Source organism: Campylobacter sp. RM16189 (genome assembly GCF_012978815.1).
Lineage (GTDB): Bacteria > Campylobacterota > Campylobacteria > Campylobacterales > Campylobacteraceae > Campylobacter_A.
In genome coordinates, this window is the sequence record NZ_LIWR01000004.1 from 190,448 (window position 1) to 205,062 (window position 14,615).

The window sequence follows — 14,615 nt, forward strand, 5'->3', positions numbered from 1 at the left end:
TTTGGGCTTAATACCGTATTGGCTATTTGAAATATTTTCTAGACAAAATATCAAGCATTTTGCCGCCAGGTTTCAGGCTAATAGATGAGTGCTTGTGAGCCAAGATAACCGGTATTGAGCCGTTTTGATACATATCTGTTTCAAATTTTATAATCGTAGCAAGGATTGAGTCAAAATTTTTATAGTGAGATATCTTTGTTTTTTCATTATGAAAATCCTCTGTTTTGTTAGAAAATGGATATAAAACACAAACTACAAATTGTCTATGATCCGAGCTTTTAATGAAAAAATCCTGACCGTAATAAGTTTCTACTCCAAAATGTTTATCCTGGCTATCGTCTTTTTCGTTTATAAACTCATACCTATACATATCATCAATAGGAAAAATTACATTTTGAGCAAGTCTATTTTTTATATTTAAAAAATGTTCCACAATTCTACCCGTTTTAACAAGACCAATAATTATAGGCTCAGAATATCCGCTATCTACACACTTTCTTTGCATCTCATAATATGCCATCATTAGTGCTCTGTGATATTTCGCACCCTCTCCGTAGATCGCTAAAGGTCCATCTAAAATCACGGCTAATTCCGATAGAAATTTGATGTCATTGTTATAAATGTAATTTAAATAATGAAACAAAACCAAATGTTCTAATAAATTCATAACCCTAGAATAAGTCCCTTGATTCTCACCCGTGTTTGTAAATGGCTCGTGCACTCTTAAAACATCTGTTGCAAAAATTTTATTCTTACAATAAGGACAAATAACATATTCATCGTTAATTTCTATTTCAAATTTGTCATTTTTACCACAATTTCTATTTGGACATTTATCCAGTTTAAAAAATTTCCTACCATTTTTAAACTCTGCTTTTTCTATCCTTAAAGAGAGTTCAAATAGTGAATCTATTAATCTATAGTCGCCTAATTTATACTGCTCACTTTTAAAAATTTTTAAAAGTCTTTTCCTGAAACTTTCAAACGCAGAAGCATCACCTTTTTCTTGCACATAAGCACCCGGCAGTGCAAAAGAGAGGCAACTAATGTCATCTTGGAGTTTTGCTACTTGCTTAGGATCTATGTATCTATATTTATCGTTAGATGCGATACTATCGTATCTTTGCACATCTAAAAACACAAGTCCTATTTTGATATATCCTAGCTTTCTGCTTGGAAAATCCTTATCGGCTAAAACTTCATAACAAGATCCATCCAAAGAAAGCACAAATTTTGGCATTTTTGCATTTTTATAAGTCTGAAAATATGAAGTATAGTATTCGTTTTCTATCAAATCCTTGATATTTTCAACACTCGGTCTTGGAACATCAGGACAACTTTGTAAAAATTCAATAATGTCAGGGTTTTTCATGATATCAAAATGTGAAATTTTAGATGCAAATTCGCCGCTAAATGGCATTTTCTCTCCTGTCTGGATTTGGAGCCGGTATAAAATCCGCATGATATGGCAAATTTTGATACTCAAGTTTTAATTTATTTGGATCAAATAGCTTAATTTGTGTTGGTATGACATAGTTTGACGAAAGGGTTTTTATCCTTGCAAAACCGACATCTTGGGCCTTTTTAAGTGATGGTGCAAAGCTTTTAAAGTCATAATATTTTGACAAAGATTTTAACTCATCATCGTTGTTTAAGTGCGTTACAAATAAATTTTCGGTATTTGCCAAAATATTTGGATGCACTGATGACGGCTCTTGTGTGGCATAAACTAAAGCTATCCCAAATTTTGCCCCCTCTTTTGCAATTCTAGGCCAAGTTTGATCTAAATTACTGTTTTTACCTATTAAGTTATGAGCTTCTTCAACATAAAGTACACACTGCATTGCCGGTAAATTTTGATTGACTATATCGATATTTTTCTCAAGAATAAATTTTGCTATTTTCTCTGACATATTTGCCTTCACTGACTGCAAACCCACAGACAGATCCAAAATTACAACTCTGCCTTGTTGAAGATGGTTGAAAATATCCTCTTTTATATTTTTGTTTCCTTTTGGCGAGTGGTATGGTAAGGATTTTTGAAATAGAGACTTTGTGTTTATTGATCTTTCGCTATCGTTTTTGCCTACAATGATATTTAGCATAGCCTCCTCTGCACTATCAAGCCAATTTCTTTTACTAGATTTACTTTTTAGCTCTTTGTTAATCTTTTTTAGTCCAAGACTAACATCTCTTACCATAGCCAAAAAATCTTTCATGTCAAAAGGGTCAAGCCCCTTTGCAGGATCTCCGTATTTATCTTTCATAAACTCAACTTTTTGGTCTTGACTTTTAAGACAAGAAATTTCATTGATATCAAATTTGTCTTGACTTTGTAAGTATTCAAACAAAATAAGCCAAATTTCTTTACTGATTTCAAATCTGCACTTAAGCTCGCCTTGAAAACCAAAGCCCATATTGTGTAACATGCAGTGATAAATTGCCCGTTTTTTATGCCATCTTGTCTTTTCTGATGGCTCTTGCGGCTCATCGTTACTAAACTCTAAGCCAAGAAATTTTTGCATTGAGTCTGATAAATTATTTTGGCTCTGCTCTATATGACTTTTGATAATCTCAAATCCGTTTTCAAGTGAAGAATAAAAATCATCCCTTAAATCAAAAAATCCCTGCGTTTCAAGCCCTCTATATCTAACTGTATTATCAAAAAATACATCATTTATAGAAGATCCGTCGTCTTGTCCGTTTGCATTTGCATATTCGCCGTTCATATCAAAAATAAGCTGTCCTATTTTGATCTGAGCCTTTTTAGCCGCCATACAAACTGCAGATATTATCGTTTTAACTGTGTTTGACTTACCTGTTCTTGTCATACCAAAAACAGCCGTGCGTCTAGATAAGAAATCTACCGGGTGAATTCTAACTTCAACATCTGAGTCTTTATTAAGCTTTTGGAGTCTATTTGTAGATGTGTAGCGCAAATTTCCTATTAAAAACGGCTCAGGTGTGGTATGAAAACCCATTTTAAAAGCATCTTTTTTCATCTTTTGCTTTTTATAAGGATCTATGTAATTGACAATACCTTGCAAAACATCTTGCATTGGCTTATAGACTTTTATGCCTGCCATTGACTGATAATCCTCTATATCAGCCCCAAACATCCATTTGCCATCCTCCATATAAAAAGAACCGATAATCTCACACTCAAGCCCTCCAAACTGAAGCCAAGAGCGCGTTATAGGCTCAATATTATCATGCTCATCATCTGAGTAAATTTCAGGCTTTGACTGATAATACTCTATTATCGTTTTTATCTTATCAATATCTCCAGGAATTTCACAAGAGCCTATCATCCTAAATAAAAATACAATTTTTTCCTGCTCTTTTGCATTTGAAAAATCATTTGGATTAAAGCTAGCACCCAAAAGAAAGCTATTAATCGGAATTCCACAAACTCTCTCTTTATAAGCATCATTTGTAAGCACCAATGCATATTTATAATCAAGCTTAAAAACATCGCCTATAAAATTTCTTTGCGGATCTTTTATCATCCTAGCCAAAGTATTTCTTTTATCAATTTGCTCTTTAACGCCCATTTAAAATCCTTTTATTAAATTTGGCTTATCAATCATTTTTAGATTTTTAAATATCATTAGCTCACTACCAATGCTTTTTTGCTTCAAACTAGCTGAATATCTTAAATTGAAATCAAATTTCTCAAACTCTGCATACAACTCTCTTATCTCATCGCAATTATCGTAAGTTAGAAGCAAAGGCAGATTTATATCTTTTAAAATTTGTGAAAGCTTTATGTGGTCGCCGTGCTGATAGAAATTTCTATAAAGCTCAGGTCCTTTTTTATAATAAGGTGGATCAAGATAGAGTAGTGATTTTTGACTTAATCTTTTAGTAATTAGCCTTATAAATTCAAGTGCATCCAAATTAAAAATTTCAATACTAGACTTTTTGTCTGCAATTTGTATGATTTTTTGAATTAAATATTTTTTATTAAATCTGCAATCAATCGTGTATTTACTACCTTGTTTCATGCCGCCAATTGGCCCGCCGTTTATGATCCCTGAAACATTTGTGCGATTTAGAAAAAACGCAGCAAAACCAAGCTCTAAATTTGAGTAATATTGTTGATTTTTAATTATATCTTTTTGGACTTGCCACTCTTTTAAATTTACCTGAGTATTATTGATTTTAGCGATAAAATCATCTGTGTCGTTTAATATACAATCCCAAATTGCATATATAGTTCTATCAAAATCATTTATAAAAATTCTATCTACGAGACCATTTAAAATTAGCCCAAAGGCAAGTCCAGCTCCACCAGCATAAGATTCTACGTAATTACCGCCTATTAGATTATTTTGTCTTAGTAAATTACTAATCCAACCAAGCAAAACACCCTTCCCGCCAGGATATCTTAATGGTGAAGATGTTCTCATAAAAAACCGATGTCCTAAAAAAGCGGCTCATCCATCTCAGCCGGCTTTTCAAGCCCCATTAGCTTAAGAACGCTTGCTGCGATATTGTTTAGCCCACCGGTTTTTACTTCTTTCACTCCATCACCCAGCACGAAGCAAAACACATCGTAAGTCGTGTGGTTTGTGAGCATTCCGCTTTTATCTCGCATCTCTTCGCAGTTACCGTGATCGCTCGTAATTATCATCGCATAGTCCTTTTCCTTTACCTTAGCAATAATCTTACCAAGCGCGCTATCTACAGCCTCTACAGCTTTTACACCTGCATTAAAATCGCCGGTGTGTCCTACCATATCGCCGTTTGCGAAATTTACTACGATAAAATCCTGCCCATCATCAATCGCTTTTAAAACCGCGTTGCACACACCCTCAGCGCTCATTTCGGGCTTTTCGTCATAAGTTTTAACTTTTGGGCTTGGAATTAAAATTCTAGTTTCGTTTTCAAGCAGTTCCTCAACTCCGCCGTTAAAGAAAAAAGTTACATGAGCGTATTTCTCCGTCTCTGCCGTGTGAAGCTGGCGAAGTCCCGCACGAGATATAACCTCTGCTAAAGTATTTGTTATCTTGTCGTTTTCAAACAAAACAGGAAAGCTAAAATTTGCGTCGTATTCGGTCATTGTGACTAAATTTTGCACTACAAAAGGACGCTTAAATTCGCTAAATTCACTCACGCCAAATGCCGCTACTATCTGCCTCATCCTATCGTTTCTAAAATTTATAAATATAACTCCGTCATCTTTGCCGATCCCTTTAAAGCCGTTAAAACTAGCAGGCTTTATAAACTCATCCAAAACACCATCATCATAGCTCTTTTGAATATATTCGCTTGGTTTTAAGCTCTGTAAATTTGCACCTTCAATCATCGCCTTATAAGCTTCATGCACCCTATCCCAGCGCTTATCCCTATCCATCGCGTAAAATCTACCGCAAATCGTAGCCATGTTAAATTTCTCTTCAAGCTGCTTCACAAATTCAGCCGCACTCGTAGGCGCTACGTCCCTACCGTCGGTTATAGCGTGAGCATAGACACTGCAACCGTTATTTATAGCAAGTTTGCACATATCGTCAAAATGCTCAAGATGAGAGTGCACGCCTCCATCGCTATAAAGCCCGATTATATGGATATTTTTACACTTTGTAAAAAGCTCTTTTAGTTTTGCGTTTTGAGAAATTGAGCCGTCTTTAAACCCAAGCGAAATTTTTACCAAATTTTGATACAAAACCCGCCCGCTTCCTATGCACATATGCCCTACTTCGCTATTTCCCATTTGCCCCTCAGGCAAGCCTACCGCAAGACCTGAAGTCTTGATAAGCGAATTTGGCACATTTTTAAATAGCCAATCATAAGTCGGCTTTTTCGCCGCTGCAAATGCGTTAAATTCTGAGTTTGGATTAAATCCTATGCCGTCTGTTATCACTAAAATAGTTTTTTGTTTCATATTTCATTCTTTAAATTTAGATAAATTTTAAGAGCATTATACTAAAATTACTCTTTTTAAAAATAAAGGCTCACATGTTTTATTATCTTTATGAAATCCTAAATTTTAACATCTTTCAATACATCACGGTTCGCGCAGGCATAGCGTTTTTCATATCTTTTGCACTTACCGTTTATCTTATGCCTAAATTTATCGCTTGGGCAAGGGCTAAAAACGCCAGTCAGCCGATTTACGAGCTTGCTCCAAAAACACACCAAAAAAAAGAAAAAACCCCGACCATGGGAGGCATAGTCTTTATGGTAACGGCGATACTGGCAACTATCATCTGCGCCAGACTTGACAATAGCTTCGTTATAGCCTCTTTGCTCTGTCTTGCGGGTTTTACGGCGATCGGGTTTAAAGACGACATATCAAAAATTCTAGGCGCAAACAACCACGCGGGACTAAGCCCTAAAGCCAAGCTTTTAGCTCAAATTTTAGTATCTTTTGCGGTTTCAACCGTGCTTTATCTTAGCGGCGATATAGGAACTGAATTTTATGTGCCGTTTTATAAATTCCCGCTACTGGATCTTAAAATTTTTGCTATAGTCTTTTGGACGCTAGTTATAGTTGCGGCCTCAAACGCGGTAAATTTAACAGACGGGCTTGACGGGCTTGCAGCCGTTCCCGCCATGCTTTCGCTTGTCACGTTAGGAATTTTTGCCTATATCTGCGGACATGCGCTATTTAGCTCTTATTTACTACTTCCAAAGATCATCGGCGTGGGTGAAACTATCATCATCGCTTCGGCTCTAATCGGCTCTTTGATGGGGTTTTTGTGGTTTAACTGCCATCCCGCACAAGTTTTCATGGGTGATAGTGGAAGCCTAAGTCTTGGCGGATATATCGGACTTATGGGCGTTATGACTAAAAATGAAATTTTGCTTATCATTATAGGATTTATCTTTGTGATCGAGACTTTAAGCGTCATTTTGCAAGTAGGAAGCTTTAAAATTTTTAAAAAGCGAATTTTCTTAATGGCACCTATCCATCATCATTTTGAGATTAAAGGCTGGGTTGAAAACAAAATCATTGTTAGGTTTTGGATTATTGCGCTTTTAGCAAATCTAATCGCCCTAACGGCGCTAAAGATAAGATAATGAAAAGAAGTTTGTTCGGTTACGGCGGCACGACCAAGGCTATTGCCAAAAACTGCCAAGATGAAGGAATTTGGGATGTATATGATGACAAATTTAGCCAAATTTCAAAGGATGAATTTGGAAATAATCTTTTGCCGATAAGTGAATTTAATCCAGATAAAAGCGAACTTGAGATCCCAAGCCCCGGCTTTCCTCCGTATCATGAGCTGATTAAAAAATCGCAAAATTTGATAAGTGAATATGATTTTTTCGCATCCAAAATGCCTTTTAGCGTCTGGATAAGCGGCACAAACGGCAAGACAACGACGACTAAGATGATGCAGCACCTGCTTGAAGACAAAGGCTCGGTAATGGGCGGAAACGTAGGCACTCCGCTAGCCGAGCTAGGTACTAAAGCTAAAATTTGGATACTAGAGACGAGCTCCTTCACGCTTCACTACACAAACCTTGCAAAGCCTGATATATACGTGCTTTTGCCCATAACGCCCGATCATCTAACTTGGCACGGCGATATGAGCTCTTATGAAGCCGCCAAGCTTAAGCCGCTTAGCATGATGAGAGAAAACTCGGTTGCGATATTGCCTGAAATTTACGCTAATACTCCGACTCTTGCAAAAATAATAAGCTACAAAAACGAAGATGATTTAGCTAAATTTTGCGGAGTTGCCACAAATGAGATAAATTTCAAAGTGCCGTTTTTAATGGACGCTCTTTTGGCACTAACAGTACAAAAAATAATCTTTGATAGGTGCGACACAAATTTACTAAACAAATTTGTGATAGAGAGCAATAAACTTGAAGAATTTAAGGACAAATTCGGGCGAATTTGGGTAAATGACACAAAAGCTACCAATATCGACGCGACCATTCAAGCTCTAAAGCGGTATGAGGATAAATTCCTGCACCTAATCTTAGGCGGAGATGATAAGGGTGTTGATATGACGCAGCTTTTTGAGGCTATAAATAGCGCAAATACTAAAATTTACGCTATCGGCTCAAATAGCGATAAGATTATGAAGCTAGCTGAGAAATTTCAAATTCCAGCTCTAAAATGCGAATTTTTAGATGTAGCCGTAACGCAAATAGATAAAAATTTAAAAAAACCGACTAAGAAAGCGAATTCAAAAGAAGCTCGAATTTTAGACGAGATAGCTCTTCTAAGTCCTGCTGCTGCAAGCCTTGATCAGTTTAATAGCTACGCCGAGCGAGGAGATAAATTTAAAGAATTTGTTGCAAATTTATAAATTTAATTTTGTTTTTAACCTAATTTTAAAATTTAAAAGTGTATAATCACATTTCTTTTTTAGGTGGTTGGATAGCTCAGTCGGTAGAGCAGCAGACTGAAAATCTGCGTGTCGGCAGTTCGATTCTGCCTCTAACCACCATTTCTTTTAAAATCCTTATTTTATCGGTATTTTTAAGCTTTAAGGTTTGTCTAGATACCATCTTAGGTGCCATATATAAAATTGAATTAAAATTAAATTTTTTACTTTTGTTTTGAATTATTTTATAGTTTTTCTAAAATTTAGTAAAATTTTCAAACAAAATCTAACTACCAAAATATTGGCATTTAAAAATAAACAAAATTAAACAAACCAGCCTTTCACTATACCAAAAATTTAAAAAGCTGAATTCAAATTTACATTGAAATATCCTGCACATCTAAAAGCAAAATTAATATTTGGCTAATACTTACTTAGCAAGCTCAGACGAGCTTGCTGTAAGGTCTTGTGCCAGACAGGCTAAAAGCAGGCAAAGTTTGATTAATATTTATCAAAAACTACACCTGCTTTTATTGCAACAAAAAATAAATAAAATATTAACATATTAGCTAGTGCGAGATTTATTTTTGTTGCAAATAGCTATGTTTTTCACAACATAGCTAAAAATATTAATTTGTTATAAAACAATCATTTTTGTGCAGAACAGTAACAAAATTTTCTTATTTAATAAAAAATTAGACAAATACTTAAAATTTTTTTCATCTCATGTGTATATCCAACAGAGGAGTAAAAATGAGAGTTGATAAAATAAAAAGTATAGATGAAGCTTTGGTATTATGCAAAAAAACAAAGGACTTTAGACTTTCAGTTAAGAAATTTAGTAACGACAAAGATATTTTAAAACTTTATACTCTGTGGCTTGATAATTCAAAATGCGTTCTTGATTGCTTAAATATTATTAGCCATTTATCTGTTTTTGATACTGATTTTATATGCGAAATTTTTAATAAAGTCCAAACTTTTGAAAACGCAAATGACTACAAGATAATGATTTGTTGCTATTTGTCAAGATTTGCTAGCTTGGATGAGCGACTTTTAAGGCTTTATTTTTACTGGCTTGACTCATTAGGCAGTATAGGTAAACAGTATATTTTATTAGCTATCCACTTTGTTGATGATATAAAGCTAAGGTATGAGCTTATTGATATTTGGCTTTTTAAAGCAAATATTTCATACGTCTTAAAGATAATAGACAGATGCTGTTGGTTTAAATTTGGATCAAAAAGCTTTTATAAAAAAGCCCTTTTAACAGCATTGAGAGAGGCAAATACACCAAATGACTTTGCTAAAATCAAGCAGCGAATAGAAAACTTGAATAAAAAAATGGGCTTTAAATTTTCAAAAATATATAAAATTTGCTCTCAAAAATCTATAAATGCAGATAAGCTAGTATATGAGAACTATACCTTGTATTATGGACTTAACCATAGTAGGGTCTATGCTCATTTTTGGGATTTTGTATATTTGTTACACCGGTAATGGCCTTAGTAAATCCCGAAGCCTCGTTAAGCCTGCCTAAAAGAGCTTGAACGCTATTGCCTAATACGGTCATGCTTTGACCGATGGTTATTGGCATTTTTCCGAATTCTTTTTCTATAAGATCTTTTTGTTTGTATAAAGCGAAAAATACCGTTTCAGTAGTAAGCTTGTTTTCTTCGGCCAGCTTTCTAAGCTGTCCTATGCTTACGTTCATGCCATCCGCTATCGCTTGAGCTAGGCGCGGAGTTTGTTCCATTACGGAAGCCAGCTCTTGTCCGCGCAATGAGTTTGCGGCTAGACCTTGAGACGATTGAATAAGGGCTGCGTTTGCGCTTTGCGCACTTGCTCCGCTTATAACTAGAGATTTGCTTACCGCCTGAGTTACCTCTATCATCTGCTTAGATGATATTGCGCTATTTTTTAGATTATTTGCAAATCTTGTATGCAAATCCGTTGTTTCGGTAAAACTTACGCGTGCACTATTTGCTACGTTTAAAATTTGCGCGCTTAGAGCCTTTAGTTCGTTGCTGTTTTTTGTCACAAGACTTAATCTACCGGTAGCGTTTGTCAGCGCGTCCATAGAGGCTATACTTTTACTAAAAGCATCACTTAATCCATTTATAGCAAATCCCACTGCTGCAAATTTACCTAAAGTGCTTCTAAGAGCATTTGCATAAGTATCGACATTATTGATACTATTTCCTAGCTTATTAACTTCGCTTCTAACCAGAGTTACGTTTCTGGTATTTCCGTCTATGGTTATCTTTATTTTTATATCATTAGACACAGACATTATTTACTCTTCGTTTGAATTTTTGTATAATCAAATAAAAATAAAGGAGCGAAGATGAATTTACTTGACTTTCTATATAAAATAGTCATAATCTGCTCTATTTGCATTTTTGCTTTTGCAGTAATTGTCATAGCTTCTTTTACTCCGCAATTAGCCGTCTTTTTGGCTACAATAGCCTTTATTATAGTTGCGCCTATAGCTTTTGGTCTTATTAAGGTTGCTTGTTTTAAATAGCTAAATAGGTTCAAGATGCTATTTATAGTTAAGAATTTTCTACTTGGCTTTTGGTGGTTTTTTCTAGCAGTCGTCATGGTTGCCGGTGTTTTTGAAATAGCAACTTCAGACAAGGATAAAATCTTAGCGTTTATAGTTGCCACAATAGCTGTAGGGATAGCACAAATCATTGACAATGCCCGCGCAAAAAGCAAAGCTTCCTTGTAATTTTTCATCTAATCCCTTTATTTATTATCGCTATAAAGCTTTTTGAAATTTCAATCATCCATATAAAATCTATTTTAAACCGTTTGCAAAAAGCCTTTAAAATCAAGCTATCGCACTCTATATATCCGCCGCTATATCCCTGCTTGGCTACACAAGCCATGTTCTGACCACGAAACATAAGCGTTTCATAGTAATCAAGCCCGAACTCCGTCGGGCTCATTCTGGCTTCTACGCAGGCAAGCAGGCGATCTACTTTTTTACAGTAGGCTTTTTACTTTATGTTTTAGCTCATTTGCTTCATCTAAAAGATCTAAAATTACAGTTTTCATTCTTATTCCTTTATATAAAATTTTAATTAAATTTTTGAGGTTTTGTCAAACGCCTATTTAATTTATCCATAAAACTTTAAAGTAATTTCAAGTGCCATCTCATCATCTTTAAAATATCATGCACAAGCCTTACAACACCTATAATTATTACACTATTACTTGCTGTTGATCTCAAATCAAATCCGCCATCCTCTTTTGGCATTTATATTCAAACACGATATACTCCTAGTTTTAAATTATCAATACAAAAACCCAAACAACCACAATGGGATTTTCTTTCCAACTCCTACTTCTATATCATCAGCTGCTATATATGAATTTTGTACATCCTTATTTTGATCAAAGCTCTTTTTAGCACCGCCCACTTCAAAAGTAAACTCACCCACCATAAAGTCCCCAGCTTTTCCTGAGTAAATTTCAGTGATATTTCCAAGCTGATTAGCAAAGAATGTCTCTCTGACATTTCCCGTATCAGGGTTGTTTAGGTACATTAAATTTGTATTTTCAAGGTAAATTTTATCCGCCTTATCCATATTTTTTATAGCTAGCTCATTTTTCATTAGAAGCCTAATAAGCCCGGCACTATCAAGCATAGCAAGATACTCTTTTAACGTTCTATCGTCTCTTATATCCACAAGCGATTTTAGGCGCGAGTAGTTTGGTTGATACGGGACATTTACGCCTATGGCATGAGTTAGGATTTTTAGTTTTCTTGCTGTGTTACCATTTAGATTTGGATATATACTTAAAAGATCGCTATCTATAGTGGCTTCGATGCCTTGCTTTAGAGTCTGATAAAAGGCCGTATCGTTTGGCATATCATTATAGTACGGATAATAGCCTACTTTTAGATACTCCCTAAAAAGTTTGATGATGACTAGATCTTTTTGTTTTAAAACGCTTATGATATTGACAGCAATATTTTCATGATTTACAAGCAAATTTTTAAAATCCAAAGCATCCAAATCTATATTATATTTTAGTCCGATATACTCTCTTAAGCTCATTCCGCTCATTTTATATATAATCGCTCTTCTGCTTAGGTCATGAGAGCTTTTTAATACTTCAAGAGCAGACGAACCTGTAGCTACTATGTTTAGCTCTTTGAAGTTATCATAGGCAAATTTTAAGACAGCCGATATATCTTTACTTTTATAAATTTCATCTAGATATAGATACTTACCGCCATTTAGCACAAACTCTCTTATAATAGATGTTATATCGTTTGATATCTCTATATCGTCCAAACTTAGATAAAGGCTATCTTTGTTTTTGCTTGCAAGTTGAGCCAATGTAGTTGTTTTGCCTATGCCTCTTTGCCCTAAGATAATAGTAAGCCTATGAGAAAAATCCTTAGAGTCTATAAAATATCTTTTGAACTTATAGTTGTTTAATCTTATAAGATCATTGCTCTTTAAAAAAGTTGATCCAACATAACTTATTCCCTTAATATGTAATAAAATACAAATAAAGTTATTTTTAAATATAAAAATCATTTTATTTATATGACTATATATTTATATACTTTTCAAAAAACTTCTTAAAAGAATATCAATACATTTTATAGTTGTCAATGATTATAAACAGCTACAATCAAATTATATGCTTTAAAACGTATGTTTTGTATACAGCGTATATCTATAGTAAGCAAATTAAGGATTTGAAATTAAAAGTAAGTAAGCATTAGTTTTTTCAAATGCTAAAACAAAGCATTGAAATTTAGCAAAAATACTAAATATTACTCGCTCTATTTGTAAAGTGTTAGATATATACTGCAAAATCAAAACAAATGACTGATTTTAATTAGTATTTTCAGACGGTGTGATATTTCTACGTAATATTTAATTACACTTTTTAAAATCGAAAATCTCACAATCAACACTTTATTTTAATAGATTCTTTAAAGAATATAAACATACGGATACAAAATCTACGTGTCGAAATAAAGCACAATAATTGCGACATATGGACAAGTGCTTTGGATTAAAAGAGCTGCCAAACGCACACAGACCAAGCCAATCAGTGAAATATTAGAAAGTCATGATGTAGAATTTAAAAATCAAACTAAAATAGTAAAAACCTACCTGATTTATAGTGCCATAAACACTCCGATCCTATAAGCCTGAAGTGTTTATGAAACTCTCTTATTGTCCTCACAATAAGACTAAAACAACCATCTCTCTTGTATGCTTTAACAAGAGAGATGGAATAATTATCCGTTATTAGCCGTTAGTCAAACCTTTAGTGTCTATATCGTTATCTATAATTATAGATACTGTATTTGTATTGTTGGTGTATGTAGTGTTTCCATCAATAGTAGCTCCGGTACTCCATTTACCACCATCAGAATCTTTTACCGAGTCATCACTGCCACCTTTTATAGTAAGTGTTTCACTGCTATTGTTCTTATTTATATCTAATACATCTTGTGCGGTTATATTTAGCTTTGCGCCATCCACTTCTGACAGATCAATGGATTTGATATTTTTATCTACCTTAGATATGTTTGATAGATCTATTGTTTTACTACTATCTATATCGTTTATAATTAAATTTCCGGATTTATTAGTAACGACAGTATCTCCACCTGCTATACCGGTTGAAGATGCTTTATCATCTTTTATGATAACGTCTTTCCCGCCAGCTCCATCTAATAGCCTTGCGCTAGTACCTTCTCCTGTTAATGATATAATATCATCACCTTTACCGCCAAAGAGATTTCCTTCTATTTTAGCACTATCCGATACTTTGATAATGTCATTTCCATCTTCTGCATCTACACCGCTTACTACAGAAGTACCTGATCCTTGAATGGTTACTGTATCATCTCCTCCTCCACTCTTTATGGCTGAAGATATTTTAGCTCCGCTTAAAGTAGATATAATATCATCTCCACCTTTAGTATTTATATTATCTATCGTGGAGTTGGTTACGGTCACTTTATCTACGCCCGTAGCTGAGCCTAGTATATCGCCTTTTACGGTAGAATTTGTAACATTAATTATTTGATCGACTTTATCTCCATGTATATTGGTATGTATATTTCCTTGTATAGTAGCTCCATCCGTTACATTTAGCTCCATTCTACCCGCCGTTCGAACTCCTCTGTCGTTTTGAGCTAAATTTAAATTCGTTCCTATTATAGTATTTGCGCCTGAGATGTTGATTGCTTCAGGTGTTCCGCCGTCCACGCCACCGGTGCTTACTCTTGCTCCTACATCGGCTCCATCTTTTACGGTAACGGCATCTTTGCCGTCTTGACCG

At 34.7% G+C, this 14,615-nt stretch carries 12 protein-coding genes and 1 tRNA gene; 4 read left to right on the forward strand and 9 right to left on the reverse strand.

The window, feature by feature from the left end; genetic code table 11:
- Positions 1 to 22 precede the first annotated feature (22 nt).
- Genes CDOM16189_RS04330 through gpmI form a run of 4 tightly spaced genes read right to left on the reverse strand, consistent with a single transcriptional unit; the run spans position 23 to position 5,887 of the window.
- Complete coding sequence (locus tag CDOM16189_RS04330) at positions 23 to 1,420, reverse strand: DNA double-strand break repair nuclease NurA (protein WP_169972766.1); 1,398 nt, start codon at positions 1,418 to 1,420, stop codon at positions 23 to 25.
- A complete protein-coding gene (locus tag CDOM16189_RS04335) occupies positions 1,410 to 3,554 on the reverse strand; it encodes an ATP-binding protein (protein WP_169972763.1) in 2,145 nt (714 codons plus the stop codon). Before CDOM16189_RS04335 ends, CDOM16189_RS04330 begins: the two co-directional genes overlap by 11 nt.
- Complete coding sequence (locus CDOM16189_RS04340; RefSeq protein ID WP_169972755.1) at positions 3,555 to 4,412, reverse strand: DNA adenine methylase; 858 nt, start codon at positions 4,410 to 4,412, stop codon at positions 3,555 to 3,557.
- 14 nt (positions 4,413 to 4,426) lie between these two features.
- Complete coding sequence (gene gpmI, locus CDOM16189_RS04345) at positions 4,427 to 5,887, reverse strand: 2,3-bisphosphoglycerate-independent phosphoglycerate mutase (RefSeq protein ID WP_170000752.1); 1,461 nt, start codon at positions 5,885 to 5,887, stop codon at positions 4,427 to 4,429.
- Positions 5,888 to 5,961: 74 nt separating this feature from the next.
- On the opposite strand from gpmI, the gene mraY reads away from it, so the two are divergent.
- The 4 genes from mraY to CDOM16189_RS04365 all read left to right on the forward strand — a co-directional run bounded on the left by mraY (position 5,962) and on the right by CDOM16189_RS04365 (position 9,788).
- Positions 5,962 to 7,026 carry a phospho-N-acetylmuramoyl-pentapeptide-transferase gene (mraY, locus tag CDOM16189_RS04350; RefSeq protein WP_169972751.1) on the forward strand — a complete coding sequence of 355 codons (1,065 nt, stop codon included), beginning with the start codon at positions 5,962 to 5,964 and terminating at the stop codon, positions 7,024 to 7,026.
- The gene (murD, locus tag CDOM16189_RS04355; RefSeq protein ID WP_169972749.1) at positions 7,026 to 8,270 is read left to right on the forward strand and encodes a UDP-N-acetylmuramoyl-L-alanine--D-glutamate ligase; all 1,245 of its coding nucleotides are present in this window, start codon (positions 7,026 to 7,028) and stop codon (positions 8,268 to 8,270) included. The genes mraY and murD overlap by 1 nt, the downstream gene beginning before the upstream one ends.
- 65 nt (positions 8,271 to 8,335) lie before the next feature.
- Positions 8,336 to 8,411: transfer RNA gene (locus tag CDOM16189_RS04360), tRNA-Phe, on the forward strand.
- Positions 8,412 to 9,041: 630 nt separating this feature from the next.
- The gene (locus tag CDOM16189_RS04365; RefSeq protein WP_170000753.1) at positions 9,042 to 9,788 is read left to right on the forward strand and encodes a hypothetical protein; all 747 of its coding nucleotides are present in this window, start codon (positions 9,042 to 9,044) and stop codon (positions 9,786 to 9,788) included.
- Here CDOM16189_RS04365 and CDOM16189_RS04370 read toward each other — a convergent pair.
- The 5 genes from CDOM16189_RS04370 to CDOM16189_RS04390 form a co-directional block, all read right to left on the reverse strand.
- Positions 9,730 to 10,581, reverse strand: a complete 852-nt coding sequence (locus CDOM16189_RS04370; protein ID WP_170000754.1) for a tape measure protein — start codon at positions 10,579 to 10,581, stop codon at positions 9,730 to 9,732. The genes CDOM16189_RS04365 and CDOM16189_RS04370 overlap by 59 nt on opposite strands.
- Entirely contained in the window at positions 10,581 to 11,030 is a 450-nt protein-coding gene (locus CDOM16189_RS04375; protein WP_170000755.1) for a hypothetical protein, read from the reverse strand. Before CDOM16189_RS04375 ends, CDOM16189_RS04370 begins: the two co-directional genes overlap by 1 nt.
- Positions 11,027 to 11,242, reverse strand: a complete 216-nt coding sequence (locus tag CDOM16189_RS04380) for a hypothetical protein (protein WP_169976227.1) — start codon at positions 11,240 to 11,242, stop codon at positions 11,027 to 11,029. Before CDOM16189_RS04380 ends, CDOM16189_RS04375 begins: the two co-directional genes overlap by 4 nt.
- A gap of 348 nt (positions 11,243 to 11,590) precedes the next feature.
- Entirely contained in the window at positions 11,591 to 12,847 is a 1,257-nt protein-coding gene (locus CDOM16189_RS04385; protein ID WP_283240833.1) for an ATP-binding protein, read from the reverse strand.
- A 726-nt stretch (positions 12,848 to 13,573) separates the two neighbouring features.
- The coding region (locus CDOM16189_RS04390) for a hypothetical protein (protein WP_170000756.1) at positions 13,574 to 14,615 on the reverse strand (1,042 nt) is incomplete at its 5' end.

Bases quoted from the DNA above. Each gene is read 5' to 3' on its own strand.
- gpmI (WP_170000752.1), bottom strand. From the start codon at position 5,887: ATGAAACAAAAAACTATTTTAGTGATAACAGACGGCATAGGATTTAAT.
- CDOM16189_RS04385 (WP_283240833.1), bottom strand. From the start codon at position 12,847: ATGATTTTTATATTTAAAAATAACTTTATTTGTATTTTATTACATATT.
- CDOM16189_RS04330 (WP_169972766.1), bottom strand. From the start codon at position 1,420: ATGCCATTTAGCGGCGAATTTGCATCTAAAATTTCACATTTTGATATC.
- CDOM16189_RS04375 (WP_170000755.1), bottom strand. From the start codon at position 11,030: ATGAAAAATTACAAGGAAGCTTTGCTTTTTGCGCGGGCATTGTCAATG.
- CDOM16189_RS04365 (WP_170000753.1), top strand. From the start codon at position 9,042: ATGAGAGTTGATAAAATAAAAAGTATAGATGAAGCTTTGGTATTATGC.
- CDOM16189_RS04370 (WP_170000754.1), bottom strand. From the start codon at position 10,581: ATGTCTGTGTCTAATGATATAAAAATAAAGATAACCATAGACGGAAAT.
- mraY (WP_169972751.1), top strand. From the start codon at position 5,962: ATGTTTTATTATCTTTATGAAATCCTAAATTTTAACATCTTTCAATAC.
- CDOM16189_RS04335 (WP_169972763.1), bottom strand. From the start codon at position 3,554: ATGGGCGTTAAAGAGCAAATTGATAAAAGAAATACTTTGGCTAGGATG.
- CDOM16189_RS04380 (WP_169976227.1), bottom strand. From the start codon at position 11,242: ATGAGCCCGACGGAGTTCGGGCTTGATTACTATGAAACGCTTATGTTT.
- CDOM16189_RS04340 (WP_169972755.1), bottom strand. From the start codon at position 4,412: ATGAGAACATCTTCACCATTAAGATATCCTGGCGGGAAGGGTGTTTTG.
- murD (WP_169972749.1), top strand. From the start codon at position 7,026: ATGAAAAGAAGTTTGTTCGGTTACGGCGGCACGACCAAGGCTATTGCC.